The organism is Silvibacterium dinghuense (assembly GCF_004123295.1).
Taxonomy (GTDB): Bacteria; Acidobacteriota; Terriglobia; order Terriglobales; family Acidobacteriaceae; genus Silvibacterium; species Silvibacterium dinghuense.
Window position 1 is genome coordinate 170,524 of record NZ_SDMK01000002.1, and the last position, 21,755, is coordinate 192,278.

Annotated in this window: 21 protein-coding genes; 10 read left to right on the forward strand and 11 right to left on the reverse strand. The window is 60.0% G+C overall.

The features are described 5' to 3' along the window. Positions 1–79 precede the first annotated feature (79 nt). Positions 80–337: a hypothetical protein gene (locus tag ESZ00_RS09960; protein ID WP_129208121.1), complete on the reverse strand. Its 258-nt coding sequence runs from the start codon at positions 335–337 to the stop codon at positions 80–82. A 96-nt stretch (positions 338–433) separates the two neighbouring features. Between ESZ00_RS09960 and ESZ00_RS09965 the strand changes: the two genes are divergently transcribed. Further along, positions 434–1,060: an MBL fold metallo-hydrolase gene (locus ESZ00_RS09965; protein ID WP_129208122.1), complete on the forward strand. Its 627-nt coding sequence runs from the start codon at positions 434–436 to the stop codon at positions 1,058–1,060. Positions 1,061–1,095: 35 nt separating this feature from the next. Here the strand turns inward: ESZ00_RS09965 and ESZ00_RS09970 are convergent, their stop codons facing one another. Then, entirely contained in the window at positions 1,096–1,779 is a 684-nt protein-coding gene (locus tag ESZ00_RS09970; RefSeq protein ID WP_129208123.1) for a hypothetical protein, read from the reverse strand. 245 nt (positions 1,780–2,024) lie between these two features. Between ESZ00_RS09970 and ESZ00_RS09975 the strand changes: the two genes are divergently transcribed. The 3 genes from ESZ00_RS09975 (at position 2,025) to ESZ00_RS09985 (ending at position 4,370) form a co-directional block, all read left to right on the forward strand. Continuing rightward, entirely contained in the window at positions 2,025–3,068 is a 1,044-nt protein-coding gene (locus ESZ00_RS09975; protein ID WP_129208124.1) for a hypothetical protein, read from the forward strand. 177 nt (positions 3,069–3,245) lie between these two features. After that, positions 3,246–3,902: a nitroreductase family protein gene (locus tag ESZ00_RS09980; RefSeq protein WP_129208125.1), complete on the forward strand. Its 657-nt coding sequence runs from the start codon at positions 3,246–3,248 to the stop codon at positions 3,900–3,902. A 30-nt stretch (positions 3,903–3,932) separates the two neighbouring features. Then, a complete protein-coding gene (locus tag ESZ00_RS09985; RefSeq protein ID WP_204520195.1) occupies positions 3,933–4,370 on the forward strand; it encodes an NUDIX hydrolase in 438 nt (145 codons plus the stop codon). A 43-nt stretch (positions 4,371–4,413) separates the two neighbouring features. Here ESZ00_RS09985 and purB read toward each other — a convergent pair whose 3' ends face one another. Then, positions 4,414–5,724 carry an adenylosuccinate lyase gene (purB, locus tag ESZ00_RS09990; protein ID WP_129208126.1) on the reverse strand — a complete coding sequence of 437 codons (1,311 nt, stop codon included), beginning with the start codon at positions 5,722–5,724 and terminating at the stop codon, positions 4,414–4,416. Positions 5,725–5,877: 153 nt separating this feature from the next. On the opposite strand from purB, the gene ESZ00_RS09995 reads away from it, so the two are divergent. Continuing rightward, positions 5,878–6,126 (forward strand): putative signal transducing protein, encoded by a 249-nt coding sequence (locus ESZ00_RS09995; RefSeq protein ID WP_129208127.1) that lies wholly within the window; start codon positions 5,878–5,880, stop codon positions 6,124–6,126. 83 nt (positions 6,127–6,209) lie between these two features. Here the strand turns inward: ESZ00_RS09995 and ESZ00_RS10000 are convergent, their stop codons facing one another. From ESZ00_RS10000 to ESZ00_RS10010, 3 genes are all read right to left on the reverse strand, one after another. After that, complete coding sequence (locus tag ESZ00_RS10000; RefSeq protein WP_129208128.1) at positions 6,210–6,593, reverse strand: hypothetical protein; 384 nt, start codon at positions 6,591–6,593, stop codon at positions 6,210–6,212. Positions 6,594–6,681: 88 nt separating this feature from the next. After that, positions 6,682–7,845: an acyltransferase family protein gene (locus ESZ00_RS10005; protein WP_129208129.1), complete on the reverse strand. Its 1,164-nt coding sequence runs from the start codon at positions 7,843–7,845 to the stop codon at positions 6,682–6,684. 69 nt (positions 7,846–7,914) lie between these two features. Continuing rightward, positions 7,915–10,122: an alpha-N-acetylglucosaminidase gene (locus tag ESZ00_RS10010; protein WP_129208130.1), complete on the reverse strand. Its 2,208-nt coding sequence runs from the start codon at positions 10,120–10,122 to the stop codon at positions 7,915–7,917. A 78-nt stretch (positions 10,123–10,200) separates the two neighbouring features. Between ESZ00_RS10010 and ESZ00_RS10015 the strand changes: the two genes are divergently transcribed. Further along, a complete protein-coding gene (locus ESZ00_RS10015) occupies positions 10,201–10,506 on the forward strand; it encodes a hypothetical protein (RefSeq protein ID WP_129208131.1) in 306 nt (101 codons plus the stop codon). A 134-nt stretch (positions 10,507–10,640) separates the two neighbouring features. Here ESZ00_RS10015 and ESZ00_RS10020 read toward each other — a convergent pair whose 3' ends face one another. Continuing rightward, positions 10,641–12,239: a DHA2 family efflux MFS transporter permease subunit gene (locus ESZ00_RS10020; protein ID WP_229741174.1), complete on the reverse strand. Its 1,599-nt coding sequence runs from the start codon at positions 12,237–12,239 to the stop codon at positions 10,641–10,643. 237 nt (positions 12,240–12,476) lie between these two features. Here ESZ00_RS10020 and ESZ00_RS10025 point away from each other — a divergent pair, with 237 nt between their 5' ends. After that, the gene (locus ESZ00_RS10025; RefSeq protein ID WP_164981450.1) at positions 12,477–14,996 is read left to right on the forward strand and encodes an ABC transporter permease; all 2,520 of its coding nucleotides are present in this window, start codon (positions 12,477–12,479) and stop codon (positions 14,994–14,996) included. Positions 14,997–15,103: 107 nt separating this feature from the next. Here the strand turns inward: ESZ00_RS10025 and ESZ00_RS10030 are convergent, their stop codons facing one another. From ESZ00_RS10030 to ESZ00_RS10045, 4 genes are all read right to left on the reverse strand, one after another. Further along, positions 15,104–16,591, reverse strand: a complete 1,488-nt coding sequence (locus tag ESZ00_RS10030) for an MFS transporter (RefSeq protein WP_129208133.1) — start codon at positions 16,589–16,591, stop codon at positions 15,104–15,106. 126 nt (positions 16,592–16,717) lie between these two features. Next, positions 16,718–17,584 carry an SCO family protein gene (locus tag ESZ00_RS10035; protein WP_129208134.1) on the reverse strand — a complete coding sequence of 289 codons (867 nt, stop codon included), beginning with the start codon at positions 17,582–17,584 and terminating at the stop codon, positions 16,718–16,720. A gap of 72 nt (positions 17,585–17,656) precedes the next feature. Then, positions 17,657–18,793, reverse strand: a complete 1,137-nt coding sequence (locus ESZ00_RS10040; RefSeq protein ID WP_129208135.1) for a Gfo/Idh/MocA family protein — start codon at positions 18,791–18,793, stop codon at positions 17,657–17,659. A 91-nt stretch (positions 18,794–18,884) separates the two neighbouring features. Further along, positions 18,885–19,172 carry an HU family DNA-binding protein gene (locus ESZ00_RS10045; RefSeq protein WP_129208903.1) on the reverse strand — a complete coding sequence of 96 codons (288 nt, stop codon included), beginning with the start codon at positions 19,170–19,172 and terminating at the stop codon, positions 18,885–18,887. 172 nt (positions 19,173–19,344) lie between these two features. On the opposite strand from ESZ00_RS10045, the gene dcd reads away from it, so the two are divergent. The 3 genes from dcd to ESZ00_RS10060 all read left to right on the forward strand — a co-directional run bounded on the left by dcd (position 19,345) and on the right by ESZ00_RS10060 (position 21,709). Further along, the gene (dcd, locus tag ESZ00_RS10050) at positions 19,345–19,899 is read left to right on the forward strand and encodes a dCTP deaminase (RefSeq protein ID WP_129208136.1); all 555 of its coding nucleotides are present in this window, start codon (positions 19,345–19,347) and stop codon (positions 19,897–19,899) included. 25 nt (positions 19,900–19,924) lie between these two features. After that, complete coding sequence (locus ESZ00_RS10055) at positions 19,925–20,581, forward strand: LuxR C-terminal-related transcriptional regulator (protein ID WP_164981451.1); 657 nt, start codon at positions 19,925–19,927, stop codon at positions 20,579–20,581. Between the two features lie 447 nt (positions 20,582–21,028). Beyond that, positions 21,029–21,709, forward strand: a complete 681-nt coding sequence (locus tag ESZ00_RS10060) for a lipid-binding SYLF domain-containing protein (protein ID WP_129208138.1) — start codon at positions 21,029–21,031, stop codon at positions 21,707–21,709. Positions 21,710–21,755: the final 46 nt, after the last annotated feature.

The following is a 21,755-nucleotide window of genomic DNA, read 5'->3' on the forward strand; positions in this document are numbered from 1 at the left end:
TTCCGACTCCGTCAGACGTTGACACTGCGGGAGAATGCTGTGGCCCTCTGGGAAGGCCCGGATACAGATCAGCTTGTTGCTAGAGGGAATCCGGGCAGGAACCGAATTTTTGCTCGAGGGCCGCGACATCGTCGGCATTCTTCGATCGCCAGGTCTCTTCTTTCCACTTTTTTACTTCAGGCGCACCGCTGGTCTCGAGCTCCTGGTAGACGTAGCTCAAAACCCGGTCGAGGGGTTCTTCGACCCACGTATTACCTTGACCGTGGACGCGGGTTGCGCCTTTTTCCCATCCGCGCGGTGTCAGGTGCCACTCGGTCCATTCTTTTCTTAGAGGCATGGAAGTCTCCTTCAAATGCGGTTAACCGTGTCATTGTAACCCGGGTAGGGCAGGTGGATATGGGTGACACGAAAGGGTATGGAGGAGAATAGAAACATGATTTTCGAGACCTTTCCGGTGGGACCGCTGCAATGCAACTGCTCAATCGTGGGTGATGAGACGACGCGCGAAGCGATGGTCATCGACCCGGGAGAAAATATCCCGACTATTCTTGCCCGGCTGGCGCATCACGGGTTGACTCTGAAGCAAATCGTAGTGACACATGGGCATATCGATCATGTGGGGGGTGCGTTGAAGCTGAAGCGGGCGACGGGAGCGCCTGTGCTGATGAATCAGCGGGACATGGAGCAACTGGCGCTCATGGGCGAGCAGGCGGCATGGCTGGGTGTTGAGACGCCAGAGGTCGCTGAGCCGGATGTAAGCGCGGAAGATGGGATGGTGGTGGGCATCGCGAATCATGCCGCCCAGGTCATCGCGACCCCGGGCCACACGCAGGGCTCGATTTGCCTGCACTTTGTGCCCGAGCATTTGTTGATTGCCGGAGATACGTTATTTGCAGGATCGATCGGACGCACGGACCTGCCGGGCGGGAATCCGCGGCAGATTCTTACGTCCATTCATGATCGTCTGCTGACCCTGCCGGGCGAGACAAAGGTGATCGCAGGACATGGCGCACCGACAACGATCGAACGCGAAACGAAGGGAAATCCGTTTCTCCGCTGAGGAAACCGTCGAAGTAACGGCTGGAGTGCGCCGGGTTATTGTGGCTGCTGGTCCGTCTGCTGCTGCGATTGCTGGTCCGTCGTCTGTTGCTGCTGCTGGCGCATCTGCTGCAGCTCCTGGAACATCTGCTGCGGGGTACGGACGCCGTTTGCGCTGCCTGGAGTGGTCGCTGCCGGAGGCGCGGGTTGCGGCGGTTGCTGAGGGGTATCGTCTTGCTGCGGCGGTGTGTTGTCATCGTCATCTGCCGCCTGATTGACCGCAGGATGCGAGGCGTTCATCGCAGGTGTGGGTGCGGCGCCGCGCGGAGAAAGCGTGATCTGGCTTGGCATGCCGGCGGAGGTCTTTCCGAACATCACAATGTTGTAGCCGGAGCCTTCCAGGAGCTCGGTGATAACGTCGCGGGGGTCGCCGGGGCCGTAGACGCCGAAGACGCGTTCATCCTTGCTCAATCCGTCGATGTTTGTACCGCTGGAGGAGGCAACCTGCTGCAGAATGGCGGTGAGGCTGGAATTGTTGGCCTGGATGCTGAGCTTGCCGGCCTGGATGCTGACTTTTGCAGGCTGTGATGGCTGGGTCAGGAGGGAAGGGGCAGTGGCGTTTGCCGGCGCGGCGGTTGCAGGCGTCTGGGTTGGCGCCGCTGCACGCGGTTGCGAAGCCGTAGCGCCAGCCTGAGGATGCGGATGAAATCCTGGCTGTGGATAGGTTCCGGGGGACTGCATGACCTGCGCGGAAATAGAAAGGGATGCGACGGAAAGCAGAGTCGAGGCCAGGGCAAGCCGGGATAGGGCTTTGTGCAGAGAGTAGCGGCGGTGCTGAGGAGTTCTGCGGAGCATAAGGGAATATCGGCTGGCCTTCCGGGTGGAATGAGTCTGCTGAGGAGGCGAACTCACCCAGGCCCTCTCTGTACTAGACTAGCAGTGGTTCCGGTTCGCTCATGATTGTTGCCGACCGGACCTTTTTCATTATGCGCCTGATTCGTCCGATTCTGCGGCAGGGAGCGTGGCAGAGATGCCCGCATGTGGTCAGCACGGCGTGCTGGTTGCTGGGGCTGGTTACGACTTTACTGGCGGTGCAGCCAGCCTGGTCTGTAACCTGCACGACCGAGAGCCAGATGAACAATGCGCAGCGCGCAGAGTATGTGCGGGCGTTGCGTGAACTGGAAGCGCCGATCCTGGCCGGGAACTCGGGCGCGGTCAAAGCGATGACGATCCCCGCGGTTGCATCTTCCTTCGATGGCATCGCACAAAGCATTGAGACATTGAGTCCACAAATTCAGGGCGGCACCTTCACCGTCAGCGGCATGTACCTGCTCAACGCGACAGACCTGAAGGGTGGCGAAGAGGAGACGCAGTTCTTCTGCTCGGTGAACGGCTCGTCGCTGGTGGTGACGGTGACCATTCCGCAATTGCCGCCGGGAACATATCTGCTGGCTCTGCTGCATGCAACAGGAGTGGAGCATCCGCAGCAGGTTTCGATGATTCTGCAGCAGGATGCAGGGGCCTGGAAACTGGCAGGCTTCTTTGCGCGTCCCATGAGCCTGGGCGGGCGGGAAGGTGTCTGGTACTGGATGCAGGCCCGCCAATATAGCCAGAAGAAGCAGGATTGGCCTGCGTATTTCTACTACCAGACTGCGGCTTTTCTGCTGACGCCGGTGGATTTTCTCTCCAGCCCGAATTTCGAAAAACTGCAGAAGGAAACCCAGTCTGTCCGTCCGCCAGACCTGCCCGGAGCGGAGCCGATGAAGCTGGCGGCCGCCGGCGGAAAGACCTTCGAGATCACCGCGCTGCGAACGGACAGCTTCAGCGGAGAGCTGGATCTGGTGGTGAACTATAAGACAGCAAGCGTAGCTGATCCGGCAGCGGTCCGGACGGAGATACTGGAGCTGATGAAGACATTGCTACTCGCTCATCCGGAGCTGCGCGGAGCATTCCACGGGCTATGGGTATATGCCGAGGCCCCGGGCCGGCAGCCATTTGCGATTGAGCTGCCGATGGGGCAGATCTCCTGAGCAGGTTCATGATCGGGGCTCTGGAGGATAAGGCAAGCAGGAAATGGTTTTCTTTGAGTATGATTGCGGCATCTTCATCATGAAATCGAACGTGGAATGTGGCGCCTGGCATGCTGCCGCAGCAGCGAGAGCAACAATGAACCGTCTGTGGATGATTAAGGGAAGGATTCCTGCGGAATGAGCCAGACAACGGACAAGAATTTCTTCCAGGCCGTCGCGCAGAGGCGGGCTACGCCGAGCTTTGAGGCGACGCCGGTGCCGGAAGGAGACCTGCAGCGGATTCTGGATGCAGGTCTGCATGCGCCCTCGGGCTACAACATGCAGCCCTGGCGCTTTGTGGTCGTGCGCAATGCGGAGCAGAGGCGGAAGCTGCGCGCGGCAGCCTTCAACCAGGCGAAGGTAGAAGAGGCTCCGGTCGTGATTGTGGCCTGCGGCGACGCAGACGGGTGGCGCAACGGTGATCTGGATGAGATGCTGCGCATGGGGCGCGAGGGCGGCATGCCGGAGAACTACGCCGAGCAGGCTCGGCTGAATATTCCGAACTATCTCTCCGAGCATCCGAACATCACGGCATGGCTGGAGCGCCAGGTGATGCTGGCTTTCACCACCATGATGTGGGCGGCGGAGGTGCTGGGCTACGATACAGCGCCGATGGAAGGCTTCGAGGAGAAGAAGGTGATCGAGACATTGAAGCTGCCGCTGAGCTATCACGTGGTGGCTCTGCTGGGGATCGGGAAGCTGCGCGGCCATGACAAGTTTCATGGCGGGCGCTTCAACGGGGCGCGTACGGTCTTCGATGGCGAATACGGCAAGCCGCTTCGTTTCGGATCGTAATGCGAATAGCGCGTATCGAGGACTAAAAAATTGAGCAGGGAGTATCCGCAGGCGCCGATGGTAGGCGTCGGTGCGGTGGTGCTGGATGGCGAACGGGTGCTGCTGATCCGGCGTGGCAAGGAGCCGATGAAGGGGCAGTGGTCGCTACCGGGCGGCGCTCTCGAAGTCGGTGAGACGCTAGCCCAGGGCGCTCAGCGCGAGACCCGGGAAGAGACCGGCCTCGAAGTTGAACCGCTGGCTATGGTTGAGGTGCTGGACCGTATCTCGCGCGATGACGCAGGACGGGTGCAATACCACTACGTGCTGGTCGACTTCCTGTGCCAGGTGACGGGCGGTAAGCTCAAGCCGGGCAGCGACGCATCGGAGGTGCGATGGGCGCGGCGCAATGAGCTGGAAGGAGTGGCGGAATTCACGGTCGCGGTAATCGAGAAGGGTTTTCGATTGCGAGAGACACTCGCCGGGAAATAAAAAGGGCAGCCGGATGGCTGCCCTTCGTTCTGCGTGGTTGTTCTTAGTCTTTGATCACACGATCGAAGATCGCATCGACATTCGAGAGCTGGCGGCGGTAGTCGAAGGCCGCGGCAAGCTTCTCCGGGCTGAGGCGGCTGGTAATCGCCGGGTCGGCAGCCACGAGTTCCTTGAAGACGAGATCGTTCTGCCAGGCGTTCATGGCATGGCTCTGTACCAGCCGGTACGCGTCTTCGCGAAGCATGCCGGATTCGGCGAGATCGAGCAGCAGCTGGCCGGAGAAGATCAGGCCGCCGGTTGATTCGAGATTCTTCATCATCCGATCGGGGTAAACGAGCAGCTTGTCGATGAGATTCGTCGTCTTGGCCAGCAGATAATCGGTCAGGATGGTCGAGTCGGGGAAGATAACGCGCTCGGCCGAGGAGTGCGAGATGTCGCGCTCATGCCAGAGGGCTACGTTCTCGTAGGCCGTCTGCGCATTGGCGCGGACCACGCGGGCAAGGCCGCTGATCTGCTCGCAGGTGATGGGGTTGCGCTTGTGCGGCATCGCCGACGAGCCCTTCTGCTTGGGCGAGAAGTACTCTTCTGCCTCGCGCACCTCGGTGCGCTGAAGATGACGGACTTCCGTGGCAATCTTGTCGAGCGTCGCGGTGATGATCGCGAGTGCGGAGATATAGTGGGCGTGGCGATCGCGCTGGACTACCTGGGTAGCAACCGGGGCGGGCTCAAGGCCGAGCCGGGCGCAAATCTGCTCTTCATGCTCGGGCTTGAGATGGCCGAAGGTGCCCACCGCGCCCGAAAGCTTGCCGATCCGGATCTGCTCGGTGGCAGCTTCGAAGCGGGTGATGTTGCGCGTAACCTCGGCATACCAGCCCAGAAGCTTCAGGCCGAAGGTGGTGGGCTCGGCATGAACGCCATGGGTGCGGCCGACGATGGGTGTGTGCTTGAACTCGAGAGCGCGGCGCTTGAGCGCGGCAGCCAGATCGTGAAGGTCTTCGAGAATGAGCGCCGAGGCATCCTTGAGTTGCAGAGCCTGCGCAGTGTCGACCACGTCCGTCGAGGTGAGGCCATAGTGGAACCAGCGCGACTCGGGACCGACGTGCTCGGCGACGGCCGTGGTGAAGGCGATCAGGTCGTGGCGAATCTCGGCTTCGATCTCGAGCGCTCGCTCGGCGAGCTTCGCAGGGTCGATCTGGCTGCCGCGTTCGCGGATGGCGCGTGCGGCCTCAGCCGGAACGATGCCGGCTTCCGAGAGCACTTCGCTGGCCGTGGTCTCTACTTCGAGCCACTTGCTGTACTTGTTGGCGTCGGTCCAGATCTGGCCCATGCGGGGCCGGGTATAGCGGGCGATCAATGCGAATCCTCCTGAAGTGCAAACCCTGGTCTACAAACCCTGGTGCGTAAGAATGTTGAGCGGTGGATACCGGACTATCCATTGTATCGTTCCCGCATCCAAGGGAATGATGGGAGCTGGTCGCCCACAGGGAAGTGCTAGGAAAGGGGATTTATGTCCGACGTGGTTACAATTGCGCGCTTCAACGAGCCTTTGGAGGCCGAAATGGCCCGGCTGCGGCTGCAATCGGCGGGAATTGAGACATTTCTTTCAGGCGAAAATGCGCGGATTCTCGAGCCAGGCCTCGGCCCGCTGCAATTGCAAGTCAGCGCCGAAGATGAAGCGGATGCGCGTGCACTGCTGGCCGATCCCGGACTGAAGGATGGTGATGTGATCGTCGAAGAGCTTTCGGATGCGGAGTAGATGTCCGAAAAGAAACAGCCCGGCTCTTAAAAGCCGGGCTGTTTCTTACCAGTTGAGCTTGGCCCCTGAAGGTTACTCGATCCTCAGGCCCTTTCAATTTTGCTGCGCTTCATGAACATCGTAGTAATAAAAGCTACATTTGCAGCAGCAATAAAGGCATATTCCTCGGAAAGATACCCTTGATATGGATAGATCGGGGGCGGGATGACCTTCGTGATGACAGCTATGAAAGTCAGACCAGCGACGCACTCAGCAACCCACGGCCATCTCCATGCAGTTAATGCCGAAGCAAGATACGCTGGCACTTGCACTAAATTGATGATGTAGATTTTGGGCAATGGACCAGCATCTAAAGCTAATATTCCCATCAAAAGCCAGAATGCTTTGATAAAGGTTATTGACAGCATCACCATACTAGCCATCACCAGAAATGACGACTCTATAAACCTACGCACATTGCTCACCATGGCGGGTGGCCCACTCAAGGCTTCCTTTGGTTTGAGTGGGGAAGAAGAATTTTCGAATATCGCGTTCCTTGCGGACTTTTGAGTCCATTCAAATCTTCAAAAAGATCTTTCGCCGGTACAGTACATACGTAGGCACCCAGCAGACCAGAACGAAGAGCAGCGAATAGAGCAGGGAAACGAAGGCCGGATTCCCGATCGCTTGCAGAACGGCTTTATAGGGGCCGGCGACGACGGACACTCCGGGGCGAAGCGGGAAGTTGTAGATCGCCGAGGCCAGCAACTCCGAAAGAACATAGGCAAAGATGGAGTTGCTGCCAAAGACCAGGAACGGCATTAACCAGCCGGGCTTGTTATTTGCAGATTCCGTTCGGTTCCTGCGCAGTTCGACAAGAGCCATGCTCAGAGCGAGCAGCAGCAGGCTGAGGCCGCCGGCGAAAAGCACGTAGGAGCTGGTCCAGAGCTTCTTATTGATCGGAAAGCTGAAGTTCCAGAGCACCCCGAGAGCAACGCTCACAGCTCCGGCGATGGCAATGTACTTTGTCTTTTCCGCAAGCGGACGTGTGGTGCGCAGCCAGATGCCGGTGATCATTCCCATCAGCGCAGTGCCGACGGCAGGCAGTGTGCTCAGGAACCCTTCAGGATCGCGCACGCGCTCGTAAAGGTGAGGCGCGGAGAAGATATGGCGGTCGAGCCAGGCAACAAGGTTGCGGTCTGGGTCATTGATGGGGATCTCATGCGTCGGGATGCCATATCCGGGAACCGGCACATAGCGCATCAGTATCCAGTATCCAAGCAGGCAGCCGACGGCTACGGCAACCTTGCTCCGCCACCCCGGGCTGATGAGATAGAAGACAGAAATGATCAGGTAGCAGATGGCGATACGGGGCAGCACGCCATAGACGCGCCACGTTGCGAGGTGGAAGTAGGGAAAGTTGTTCACCACCTGGCCGAAGGCGAAGAGGATGACGGCGCGCTTGAGCGCGTGCAGAAGGAGTGAGGCGCGCGAGGCTCCCTGCGCGAGGCGGGCCTGCGTCGAGAAAACTGTCGAAATCCCAACCAGAAAGAGAAAGGTAGGGAAGACCAGGTCGGTAGGAGTGAACCCATTCCAGGCCGCGTGCTTCAGCGCCCAGTAGGCGCGGTCGCCGTCGCCATTGTTGTTGACGAGAATCATGAACCCGATCGTGAGGCCGCGAAGAGCGTCAATCGAGACGATGCGGGGCGGTTTGGAGGCGGAAGCGGTGACGGTGGCCATGGTGTGTGCTGTCGTATCCGATCTGAGGAAGATGCCTGGCTCGTTGCGATTCAGAGTATCAGGAGAAATTCAAGGCAGCAGTTGCAGCTCGCGCGCGACCTCTGTTGCCTGCAGGTAGGCATCGCCGTGAGGCTCAGCCGGGAAAGATTCCGTCGCATGGTTCCACTGGTCGCCCACGGTAAACCAGTCAATGGGGCGAGGCGGCTGGCCGGATGTGAGCGACGCATCGAGCGAATCGAAATACAGCTTCCAGCGTGGCTGGTAATACGAGTTGATCAGGCCGGACCAGTCCTTATCGGCATATTCATGGAGGTCGCCGTCGTCGCTGGCCTTGCGGTCACCCCACGTGGTGAGAATGGAGCGCGCGTCGAAGTTGAGGCGGATCAGTTCCTCAGGGGAAGACGCCCACTGCGGTACCCAGGAGAGCCAGCGTCCGAGCAGGAACCACTGGTTGGTCGCGAGCAGCGCGTCTTCGAGCTGCATCCGTTGCAGCCACTCAGAGGTGAGGCGATCAAATTCAGCCTTGTCCTTGCGTTCGTAAGCGGATTTGATCTGGGGCAGGAGCGTGCGTGCGCTGTTGGCGAGAACCTGGCGGGCGACATCGACGAGATCGTACTGATAGGTACTGCTTGAGCGTAGAGCCGGTGCCACCTGCAGCAGCTCGGTGAGTGCCGAATTCAGGTCGGATGGGTTGTAGCGCAGCTCGTCGGGCGAAGGGCCGGCAGCATGGGTTGTATCGAGCGATGGCTGCGCATTGAAGAGGGAGTCCGCTGCGGCGTCGCGCTCACCATGCCCGTTCACACCGTCGGCACGATAGCCGTACGCGGTGTGGAGAAGTACCTGCCAGGCGGCACGGGCGTGAGGGTCGTCAGCACCGTAGCGCCGGTGGGCATACTCGCCGAACCAGTTTTCGAGATCGACCGGCTCTTGATGCCACGCCATCTCGGTGTAAAGATCGAAGGCCGCCGGGTTGGTGTCCACGCCTTCGGTGAAATACGCGATGCCGCGGATACCGCTGCCGGGCTTTGCGGCCATCTCGGGCAGGCGGACGGCATAGTCGTAAAGCGGCGCGCCGAGCGTGGTGCGGCCACCGAACTCCCATAATCCGCCGAAAAGCCAGGGCGCATGGCGAAACTCTTCGTCACGATTCTCGCGCGGGGTGCGGCCCTGCTCGATATCGGCAATGAGGATGCGGCTCGTATCCAGTTCGGAGAGAAGCGCGGTGGAGGGTTTACGCTGCCACGCCATCATGAACCAGACCGCGTCAGGCCGCGATTGCGCAAGGGCATCCTGCACCGCCTTCGCGCCGGCGCCTTCAGGCACATCGCCCGCGGTGCCGCCCTCCTGAAAGATGTTCATGTCGTAGAGAGGGGCGTCGCCGAAGAGCTCATGCTGATGCCGATAGTACGAGGCAGCAAGCTTGGCGAACCATGGGTCGCGTGGGTCAATCCATCCGGGTCGTGTGAAGCCATTCCATTCGCCCTGCGGAATGACGTGTGCGCCGGCATGGCGAGCGGCGAAGTCGGCGGGGACAATGCCGTAGTAGCCCGGCAGGACGGGAGCAATGCCGAGGCGGCGAAGTGAGGTGAGGATGCGTTTCGCGGAGTCCGCGCGCTTGTGCAGGAGCTCGAGCGAAATGGGCTCATTGAAGCAGCACATGTTGCCCATGAGCTGCCAGTTCTGGTGTGCAGGCTGGGTAATCCAGCGGCGAATATCTTCGTCCGAGTAGCCGGCATCGCGGAAGGTTTCATAGAGGACAAGATCGGTGCCTCGCTCGATGAGAACCGCATTGATGCCGCTCATGGCCAGAACGTCGATCTCGCGCTGCCAGCGGACATTGTCCCAGTAGGGCGAGGAATAGCCGTCCACATTTTCATTCAGAGCGTAACGCCAGGGATAAAGCGTGGGCTTTTGGATGGGCTCAGCCGGTGCATGCAAGATCAGGCTGCGGGCTCCGATCTGGAGACCGTTTGGCGAAACCTGGAGGTGAGCCACGTATTTGAGATACCAGTTCACGCCAAAGAGCAGTGTCGGTGTGGTGGCGGCTTCGACGCGAATGTGGCCGTCCGTTCCGCTGATGCGGAAGCCATCCTGAGGCGCAGGCTTCAGGACGAGTGTGAACTGGGGTGCGAGAGCAGGCATCAGCCTTTGCAGCACTTCCTGTGCGGCCTGCGTGGACGGGCTTGTCGGGGCTGCGAGAGCAACGGGAAGCAGGGCAGTGCAAAGGATGGCAACGATACCAAAAGATGACAGAGAAAAGAGTCGGCGGAAAGCCATGGGTATCACTGTATCGAAGAATGCGCGGGCCTGGGTGGATAAGCGACGAACATTGGCAGGGATGGTAGCCTACCAACGATGAAGTTGAAACTTGCTGCCATCCGTTCGGGTACCGAGCCCATGGGGAGCCTTCCCGGAGGCTCCTTTCACCGCTGGATCGATCCACCGCTGGTGTGCCCGAAATGCGATGTGACGTATAACGTGGCAGCGGAGTGGGACCACGCTGTGGACAGATTTTTCGAGGACCAGGCTGGGCCTCTGATCCGCTTGCTGAAGAAGACGATTATTCTTGGCCACGCGCACGGGCACAGAATGACGCACCTCGAGACCTCGGGTGTAGTCGTAACGGCTGTGACGTCTGAGGGCGTGGTGCGGCTGGGGTAGAACTCGGTTGTATCCACGGAGACCACCTGATCCCTGCAGGAACAACTGAGATATTGTCATGCCTCCACTGCGCAGTATTCTGCTCAGTCCCCCATCCCCGGGCCCGGCGTTATCTCAGAAATAGGGCAGCCATGCTAGTGACCACCACCGCCACGCGCCTGTCCGGGTAGCTTCGGTGGCTTGCGCATGATGAAGGGCAGCGGGATCAGGCAGGCGATAGCCATGCTGAGGGCCCAGAATGCGTTCTGGTAGCTCAGCATCGATGACTGCCGTAGCAGCATTTGATAAGCCTGTCCCGTGGCGAGCGAGGCCGCCTGATCCGCATTCTGGCCGAGATGCATGAGCGCGGTTTTCGTCGAATCGAGAAAATGCGTATAGGCGGCGCTGCCCTGGACGACGTGTCCTGCGAGATCGGACTGGTGTGTCTGCTGCGTGCGCTGGATGAACGTGGTCAACATGGCGGTGCCCACCGATCCGCCGAGATTACGCGCAAAATTCGAGAAGCTGGAGATCTGGTTGTTCTTGTCTCGTGGAACGCCGACGTAGTTCAGCGTACTGATGGGAATGAAGACGAAGGAAAGCCCCATCACCTGGAACATGCGCCAGAGCACGATGGTGCCGAAGCTGACATCGAGATCGAGACGCGTGAGGTTATAGAGTCCGGCGGCGGTGATGAAATAACCGATGGCGACGAGAAGGCGCGCGTCGATCTTGCCGCTGCCCACAAGGCGGCCTGCAACGGGCATCATGAACATCAGTACGACTGCGCCGGGAGAAAGCGCCATGCCCGCACGCTCGGCCGTGTAGCCCATCAGCGATTGCAGAAACTGGGGAATGAGCACGGTCGACCCGAAGAGCACCATGCCGAGGATGAACTGTAGAAAGACGGCCGTGCCGAAGTTGCGGTTGCGTAGCAGCTTCAGATCGACGATGGGATCGGGATGTCGCCACTCCCACCAGATGAAGAACAGCAGCGCGCATGCGGCCAGGATCGCGAAGAGCGTGATGTGCGGATCGCCGAACCAGTCTTTTTCCTGGCCTTTATCGAGAACGACTTCCAGGCAGCCGACACCGACAGTGACAAGGCCGAGTCCCATGGTGTCCACGCGGCCAAGGGTCTGCTTCTTCGCCTTCAGATACGGCGGGTCCTCGACCATGCGCTGGCTGAGATACATGGAGAGCAAACCGACCGGGACGTTGATGAAAAAGATCCAGTGCCAGTTGAAATTGTCGGTGATGTAACCGCCGAGCGTGGGACCGATCGCCGGAGCGCAGACCACCGCCATGCCGTATACCGCGAAGGCCTGGCCGCGTTTGGCAACGGGGAAGGTATCGGCGAGGATGGCCTGTTCGCTCGGGGCAAGACCGCCGCCTCCAATTCCCTGCAGAATGCGGGCGAGGATCAGGATCGGTAGCGTAGGCGCAAGTCCGCAGAGCATCGAGCAGACCGTGAACAGCGCCACGCAGGCCATGTAGAAACGTTTGCGTCCGAAACGCGCCATCAGCCAGCCGGAGATAGGCAGGATGATCGCGCTGGAAACGAGATAGCTGGTGAGGACCCAGGTGGCCTCTTCCTGGCTGGCGCCGAGCGATCCGGCGATGTGCGGCAGCGCGACATTGGCAATAGAGGTGTCGAGGACCTCCATGAACGTGGCAAGTGTGACGGTGAGAGCAATGGCCCACGGGTTGTGGGCGGGCTTCCAGTCATGAATATCCGGGGGCTGCTGGGGCAAAGCGATCCTCGCCGGAAGATGCCGGCCTTGAAGAAAAGTCGTTAGGCTAGATGGATTTTATCGCAGTAAAGTTGCAGAAATTTGCACGGGTCCACAGCGTCCGGTTTCGGACGATCATCATGAAAAATGAACAGCGTGCGCAGACGAGGCATGGAGGAGAAACGCATTTTCAACACTTTGAGGTGGCCTGGTTTGGCATTACGGATGCACTCACCTCACTGCCCCTCAAGGAGAGATATGCACGCCATTTTGAGCGATATCCGATTTGCACTCCGTCAGCTTCGCCGCGCGCCCGGTTTTGCCGTCACCGCTGTGCTGACACTGGCCCTGGCGATCGGGGCGAACTCGGCCATCTTCACGCTCCTCCATCAGGCGCTATTGCGGGCGCTGCCCGTGCAGAATCCTGCGCAGCTGGTCGTGCTGAGTTTCGCCGGCGGAGCCTCCGGCCATGTCCATGACGAAGGCGGCGACACTCCGGACCGCATGCACTACTTTACGTATGCCGACTACACGGAGTTGCGCGATCGCAACGCGGTGCTGAGTGGACTCGCGGCATCGGAGCCGCTGACACTCGGAGTGAAGTGGGGTGAGCAGGCCGAACAGGCGAGCGCGGAGATTGTCAGCGGTAATTACTTCCAGATGCTCGGAGTGCAGGCAGCCGCAGGCCGGTTGCTCGAAATGTCCGATGACACCGCTCCCGGCGCGAATTCCGTGGCTGTGCTCAGCTTCGATTATTGGAAGCGGCGGCTGGGTGAGACTCCGGTAGCAGGAAAGACGCTGTTGATCAATGGCCATCCCTTTACCGTGCTGGGCGTAGCTGCACCAGGCTTCCACAGTATCGTGTGGGGGCGCACGCCGGAGATCTGGGTGCCGCTGAGCATGCAGAAGACCGTCGAGCCGGATTGGGATTATCTGACCGATCGCAGTAACTACTGGCTGACGCTGACCGGGCGGCTGAAGCCCGGAGTGACGGCGGTACAGGCCGAAGCAGCGATGAATCCGCTCTTCCATGCGATCCGGCTGGAGGATTTTCAGTTCCTGCGCAACCGTTCGGCCGCCGAACATAAGAGCTTTGTCGATCGCAGTCATTTGCATATCGATGATGGTGCTCGCGGCTTCTCCCCCATGCGCGATGAGCTGCGCACGCCGCTGACCATCGTGATGAGCATGGTGCTGCTGGTGGTCGTCATGACGGGCGTGAACGTGGCGAGCCTGCTGCTGGTGCGCGCCGCTACGCGCGTGCGGGAATTCTCCATGCGGTATGCCTTGGGAGCTACGAATACGCAGGTCGTCCGCCAGCTGCTTGCCGAGGGGCTGCTGCTGAGTCTGCTGGGGGCGCTGGTGGGACTGTTGCTGGCGCCGCAGGTGCTGCGGGCATTGATCGCCTGGATGGCAGGACGGACGCCCGAGGCGTCGCCCTTCACTGCGGAGATCGACTGGACGGTGATGGCATTTGCCGGTGGCGTGACGCTGTTCGTCGGATTGATCTTCAGCTTGGCGCCGGCGCTCCAGTTCTGGAATCCGCGTCTCGCAGAGTCGCTGAAACAGCAGGTCGGCACAGGGACCGGCGCCGCACTGCGCTTTCGCAAAACCTGCGTGATGCTGCAGATTGGTTTCAGCCTCCTGCTGCTGATTGGAGCGGGATTATTTGTGCGTACAGTGCAGAATCTGAAGGCCACGAATCCGGGTTTTGCCACCGACCACGTTCTTTCCTTCGATCTGACGCCCGAACTCGCGGGGTATCCGGAGGCCGAAGTGCCTGCGGTGGAGAAGCAGGTGCTCGATGCGCTCGCGGTCGTTCCTGGGGTAAAGTTCGTGGGCGCGACCAACGATGCCGATCTGGTTGGGAATGGGGTTTCGGGCGATGTCTCCGTGCCAGGCATGGGCCCGAAGAACGACGATTTCGATTCCGAGCTGCCATGGGTGAGCGACAGCTATCTGCAGACTCTCGGTGTGCCGCTACTCGCGGGACGGTATTTCAATAGCGGAGACACCGCCAGCTCCGATCACGTGGTAATCGTGAATGAGAAATTCGCCAAGCGCGTCTTCGGCAGTGCGGCCGCTGCGCTCGGACACCACATGACCCGCCCGTTCAAGCCAGGAGATCCTGCCGGTGGCTGGAACATCGTCGGTGTGGTCGGGGACGTGCGGCATGAAACTGTGCGTGACAACCCGACTGTGACGGCCTATCGCCCCTTTCTGCAGGCGGATCGGCCTGACAGCCTCACAATCTATGTCCGGACCTGGCAGTCGCCGGACACCGCCTCGGCATCCATCCGCGAAGCTGTGCGCCGTGTCGATAGCCGGTTGATTGTGGAGGACATCGCCACGCTCGATACCCGTATCGACGACAGTCTTTCGAATGAGCGGGCGATTGCGCTGCTGGCCGCAAGCTTCGGCATCCTTGCGGTGGTCATGGCCGGAATCGGCGTCTACGGCATTCTGGCCTACACGACGGCCCAGCGCACACGCGAGATCGGAATCAGAATGGCATTGGGTGCGCGCCGCGGAACGGTGGTGGGGCTCATCCTGCGCGAGGTGTTGATCCTGGCAGGCATCGCCATTGTGGTGACCGTGCCGCTGGCGCTGCTGGCATCGCGGGCGCTCCGCAGCCAGCTCTACGGGGTTTCTGCGTCCGATGCGGCCGTGTATAGCTTGGCGGTGCTGGTGATCGGCGGTGTGGCGCTTCTGGCCGCCTTGCTGCCGGCGCGAAGGGCGGCGTCCATCGAACCTTCGCGGGCGCTGCGCAACGAGTAGAGTCTTTCATCTATCCAAAGCCCATGGATGCCGAGGCTCGCAATTGCGGCGGGCCTCGGATCATCTATCGAAGTCTTCGGCCCATGGATGAAACACGCTGTAGCACGTCAGTCAGCGACAGGGACGCTTTCACGCAGCGCGGCGCGATGACCGCTGGCGACCGCTCCTGTGTTGGGAGCGAGGCGCAGTGCATCGACGAGCGAGAGCAGTACGAGCACTGAGACCAGCAGCATGGCAAAGTGGAAGTCATGGAGCGAAGGCTGCGGCAGGTGCTCGCCGCGGAACCATCCCGACGCGCGGACAAGCGCTGCGCCCGTCGCCACTCCCATGCTGCCGGAGAGCTGGACAACCGCGGAGAAAAAGCCATTGGCGCGGCTCATATGTGCGGGCGGGATGTCGGCATAGGCGAGTGTACTGATGGCGGTAAATTGCAGCGAGCGCAGTGCTCCGTGCGCAAAGAGTACGGCGCTGATGATCCAGGGCGACATCTCGGGCATCAGGATGGCGCAGAGTGCGACGGACGCAGCAGCCAGAACCCCATTGACCAGCAGCACCTTGCGGAAGCCGAAGCGGCGCAGGATCGGAATGACCAGGGATTTCATGGTCAGGTCGCCGGCGAAGAGCACCAGCAGGTAGAGGCCGGCGTGAAAGGCGTTGAGGCCGAAGCCGATCTGAAACATGAGCGGCAATAGAAACGGCAGCACGCTGACGGCAACCCGGAAGAGCGATCCGCCATAAATTGACTGCGCAAAGCTGGGCAGGCGCAGGGAGATGAGATCGATCAGCGGGAAGTCGGCATGGCGCGCGGTGAGGACAGCAAGCGTGCCGGAGACGAGGCTGATCGCGAACAGGATCAGGGCAAGATGGAAGTTGGCATGCTCCTGCGAGAGCGCCTCGAGTGCGTAAACGAAGAGCGTCGAGGCAAGCCCTGCGAGCAGGAAGGTGCGCCAGTCGAAGGAGTGCCGGGTCTCGGCCCGCTCATTGGCGATCCAGAGCACGGTGAGGATGAGAGCCGCCACGCCGAGCGGGGCATTGAGGAAGAAAATCCAGCGCCAGCTCCAGTAGGTGGTGATGAAGCCGCCGAGAGGCGGTCCGATGATCGGAGCGGAGAGTGCGGGCCAGGTGATGTAGGCGATGGCCTTGGCCAGGTCTTCCTTGGGCGTGGCGCGGAGAACGATGAGGCGGCCGACAGGGACCATCATGGCTCCGCCGATGCCCTGCAGGATGCGGGCAAGGACAAACTCCGTCACGCCGTTTGACAGGCCGCAGAGAATCGAAGCCAGCGTGAAAACCGTGATCGCGGAAGCGAAGACGGAGCGCGAGCCCATGCGGTCGGCCATCCATCCGCTGATAGGGATGAAGACGGCGAGCGTGAGCATGTAGGCGGTCATGCCGATATTGAGGCTGACGGCCGAAGCGTGAAGGGCGTGGCCCATCTGGGGCAGGGCCGTGGCAATGATCGTGCCGTCGAGCAGCTCCATGAACATGGCTGCGGCGACAAGGCTGGTGACGAAAACGGGCCGGACGCGCGACGGTTGGTAGGAAATAGGGGACGAGGTGCAGTCGTCGGGGTTCGATGGCGCGTCTCTTCTCATTCGCTCCTCTCTATTGTCCTATATGTGCATGAGGAATCAGAGAAACTGCGCGGACTAGGAATCAGAGAGACGGCGATAAAGAGATATTTGCTGGCACTGGCAGCGGTTTCGAATCGATAAGACGATTCAGGCTGCAACCGGGCGCGGTTTTCGGCTGAGCAGATAGAAAACGGCTCCCATGGCGAGAATAGAGCCCATGCCCGCAATGCCGAGAATACGAAGCACCGCGACGGTATAGCGTCCCTGGCTGGGCGAGTAGCTGCAGCAGTAAAGCAGGACAATATCCGAGAGCGAGCCGATGCGGCGGTTGCTGGCCTCAATCAGGGCCAGACGAAGGTCGCGAGGCTGGTATTCGATGCCGGAGAAATATTTCGACAGGCGGCCATCCGGCGTCGCGATCATGATGACGCTGGAGTGGGCGAACTGATCCATCTTGCCGTCGGGGCCGGGAACGCGGACAAAGTGAAATCCGGTAGCTGAAGCCAGCGCATCGATGGCGGGCTGCCGGCCGGTGAGGAAATGGACATGGTCCGCGGCACCCGGGGTGCCGAGCATGGTGGCGATATGGGCCTTTGCCTCTGCGGCATCGGCTGGCGTGTCGTCAGGATCGATGCTCGTCACGAGAATGTCGTATTCGTCACCGGGATGGAAGCCGGTCTGGCGCAAAGCCTGCGCCATCCCATGCAGCACCTGCGGGCAGAGCATGCCGCACTTGAAGTAGACCTCGGCGAGCACCACAGGCCGCTGGTGGAAATAGTCGCCCAGGGTGACAGCCTTGCCGGTCGAATCGATGAATTGCGCGTTGAGCGGAAGCTGCGTCCCGAGACGCTGGTCGATGCCGGCATTTTGCAAATAGCTTGGCTTGTTCTGCGCAGCAGCTCCCAGCGGCTTGTCTGCGGAGTACTGCGCGAGGCAGGGATTCGCGGCGGCAAGGGAAGTCAGGGCCGCGAGCAGGACAGCAAAAAACGGGATGACTCGGCGGGGACGCAACATGTCGGCACCAGCATACGCCTGTGAGGGGAGCTGCTGCAGGTGGCCGAGGGCTTCCACCTGCAGCAGCGAAGCTTACTCTCCGTCGGGAGGCAGAGGCTGGAGCTCGACCGTGCGTCCGGTTGCGGCGGAGTGGCGTGCCGCATCGAGGATCTGAACGACGGTGACGTTCGTGGGCAGGCTGGTGAGGTCATGGCCGGGATCGAGCTGGCGGCGGACGACAGCAGCGAGATAGTGAAGAGAGGTGTCTTCGGGAGACTTGAGCGGATCGGCGGTGAATTCTTCCTCGGGAGTATTCTCCGCGGTGCGCAGCTTCACTTCTTTCGAGTTCACGGCAATCGCATAGGCCTTTGTCCCGTAGACTTCCATATCCTTACGCGAAAAGGTCCAGTTCCAGGACGGCATGAGCACGGCCTGGGTGCCGGGATAACGCAGGATAATCGTGGCGTCGTCATCCACACGGGGATACGTCCCAGGCTTGTCGGTCTGCGCGGAAGCCGTTACGGAGATGGGCGCCTTGCCCTGCATGAGAACGGTCATGAGATCGGCTCCATAGCAGCCGAAGTCGTAGAGTGCGCCCGCGCCGTTGAGAGCGGGATCGGTGAGCCACTTGAGAAACTCGGGCTGAACACCGATTTCTGCCGGCCCTTGGTGCCCGTCATGGACGACCACTTTGCGGACATCGCCGAGCTTGCCCGAGGAAGCCATATCGAGCACAGCCTTGTTGCTCGCATACCAGGTGGTTTCGTAGTTCACGAGAACCTGGATGTGGTGTTCGCGGGCCAGGTGGCGGATGGCGAGAGCATCGTCAAGGGAGATCGCGAGTGGTTTTTCGACCATGACATCCAGGCCGAGGCGGGCCGCGGCTTCGATCACGTGGCGGTGCTCGCCAACCGAGGTATAAACCAGCAGCGCCTGCGGATGGGTGGCCGCAACGGCCTTATCCAGGTCGGAATAAAAGAGGCTGGACGGAAGCTGGAAGTTCTTCTGTGCTTTGGCTTGCAGAGCAGGATCGGGATCGACGACGGCAACCAGCTGCGCGTCGTGTTGCCTGGAGAAAGCAGAGAGAAAGCCATCCACATGGCCATGTTCGAGTCCGACAATGGCAACGCGCACAGGTTCAGAAGTCTGTTGGGCGTGGAGCGCCGTCAGGTGAAAGCTGGATGCCAGGGCAAGGAGAGTGGAAGAGAGAAGAATCGCATGGCGTCGCATAGCAGCGACCATCTTAGCCGAGCGAATGGACTTTATGGAAACGTTACCGCACGGGAGGCAGGACAACGGGCCAGGGCTGGCCCGCCGGGACTCAGGATTGCGAGGGCTCGCCGTCGAGCATGTGGAGCTCTTTGCCGGGCTTGAAGCGAACAGCCTTACCCGGGGCGATGGTGACTTCGGCGCCAGTACGGGGATTGCGGCCGATGCCGGTTTTGCGAGGGCGCACGTTAAAGACGCCGAAGCCGCGCAGCTCGATGCGCTGACCGTTGGCAAGGGCCTTCTTCAGGCTTTCGAAGACGGTATCCACAGCAGCCTCGGCCTTGACGCGGGGCAGGCCGGTTCGCTCGATGACGTGATGAATAATGTCCTGCTTAATCAAGATGTTCACCCGGAATTCGGATTTGCCTGCGTATGCCTCTCGGCTGGAGTGATGCTAGAAAGCTTTGCGCCTGTTGTCAACGCATCGGCTGTCTCGTAAGATGCAATTTTTGAAGCAAATATCACAGAACCCCGGTAGCTCATGATGAGGTTTGCCGGCAAGGAGCAGTTTCTTGGCCATTAAGAGTGACCGTTGGATTCGCGAACAGGCGACGAAGCACGGAATGATCTCGCCGTTTAGCGAGAAGCAGGTACGGGAGGGAGTGATCTCGTATGGGCTCTCCTCCTACGGTTACGACCTGCGCGTATCGAACGAATTCAAGATCTTCACCAACGTGAACAGCGCGATCATCGATCCGAAGAACTTTGACGAGCGCTCGTTTGTGACGGTCGAGGCTGACTCGGTGATCGTGCCGCCGAATTCCTTCGCCCTGGCGCGTTCGATCGAATATTTCAAGATTCCCCGGGACGTCCTGACAATCTGCGTCGGCAAATCGACCTATGCGCGTTGTGGAATTATCGTGAACGTAACCCCCTTCGAACCGGAATGGGAAGGCTACGTAACGTTGGAGATTTCGAACACAACGCCTCTTCCGGCGCGTGTCTATGCAAACGAAGGCTTGTGCCAGATACTCTTTTTCCAGTCTGACGAGCCCTGCGAGGTCAGCTATGCCGATCGTCGAGGGAAATATCAGAAGCAGCAGGGAATTGTACTTCCGAAGCTCTAATCTGCCGCAACGTAAGGACATTGCGATGAGTACGAACGCTCCGGAAGAAGGAGCTTTGCGGATTGGCTTACTGGACTTTGAGCCGATCCGGATTGCCGGGCTTGAAGATGTTCTGGGCGAGCTGCCGCATCTGCAGGCCGTGCCGACAACTCTGGAGGTAGCGATGGAAGACGAGTCGCTGCCTCTGATTCTTGTCGGACTCCGCGATCCACTGGATTCTTTCGAAACGCTGGCCCGGCTGAAGGCCAGGCGCCCGGCCGTCAAGCTCATCCTGATGGGTGCGGAGGCCAACGAAGAAACAATCATCAGCGCCATCGCTGCCGGTGCCAAGGGATACCTGGAAGAGACGGTGACCCCGGCGCAGGTGACCCACTGCATCGAGGTGGTGCAAAGCGGTTCGATCTGGGCGCCGCGGAAAGTGCTGTCGAAATTCGTGGACCGGATGCTGCATACGACCGAGAAGCGGGTGCTGCGGCATCATTTCACCTTTACCGAGCGGGAGCAGGAAGTGCTGCGCCTCCTGGTAGCGGCACGTTCTAACCGGGAAATAGCCCAGAGCCTGGGAATCGAAGAAAGAACGGTCAAGGCTTATGTCGGCCGGTTGATGCGCAAAGTTGGCGTCCAAAACCGAATAGCCCTTTCGATTCATGCAGCTAGCCGGGTTTTTGGATTGGAAGAATGAAGCTTTTGCATCCCTCAAAAGTTATGTAGATTGTGGTTACTTAAGCCCACTGTACCCATGTTACCTTGCGGTCTCGTTGGTAACGCTCTAAAACGTTACTAGCAACAACGCAGATCTGGGGAACGGGGCTGGTGGCGCAGGTGACTGTGATCTCACAGCCCCTCTTTTTTGCTCCTGCCAGCGCTCCGGGATCTGTCATCCCTCTCTTCCTCTGGAATGTTCACCCGGGCGGTGCTGCATGCCCATCCGGAACTACTCGGACATTGCGGCTTTCTGAAGCCCTCTCAACCTTCTGGCAAAAGGCTGCATCTATCTACCCGTGCTTGGATGGTCAGGACGGAGGAATATCCTTTTGGTTTCCGGCCTCCCCGTTCCGGGCAAAAAGAATTTATAGTGTGTGCGCGTCAGTAGAGGAACAAACAGGTTTGCCAGGAGAAGATAAATCGTATGAAGAAAATGCTAGTTCTACTCTGTCTTGCGGGTGCGTCCCTGTCCGCGTTTGCCGCCAGCGACAAGGCCACCATCAATGACCGCCTGGAAAAGTCGCGGATGATTATCGACGAATTGGCTAAGACTCCCGATCGTGGGATTCCTGACGGCATCATCAAGCAGGCCACCTGCGTGGCCGTGGTGCCGAGCCTCAAGAAGGGTGCGTTTATCATCGGTGGCCAGTATGGCCAGGGTGTGGTCACCTGCCGCACCGGCCACGGCTGGAGCGCGCCGGCATTCATTCGCATGGCCGGCGGTTCGGTAGGCTTCCAGATTGGTGGTCAGGGCACAGACTTGGTGCTCGTTGCCGTGAATGGCAATGGCATGCAGGACTTGCTCAAGAGCAAGTTCAAGATCGGTGGCGACGCAGCTGCCTCAGCTGGTCCGGTAGGACGCAATGCCCAGGCCGGAACCGATTGGAAGCTGAACTCCGAACTCCTGACCTATTCGCGTAGCAAGGGCCTGTTCGCGGGCATTGATCTGGATGGTACTTCGGTCAGCCAGAACACCGATGACACGGATGCTTTTTACGGTTCGCCGCATCCGTTTGAGCAGATCCTGAAGGGCAATATTCCGGCTCCTCCGGCTGCGCTGCCGTTCCTGCGTGCGGTTCGCAACTACTTCCACGCAGCTCAGTAAAACCTTGGTTCCTCTCAACGAGAAAGGCCGGGCAAGATTGCCCGGC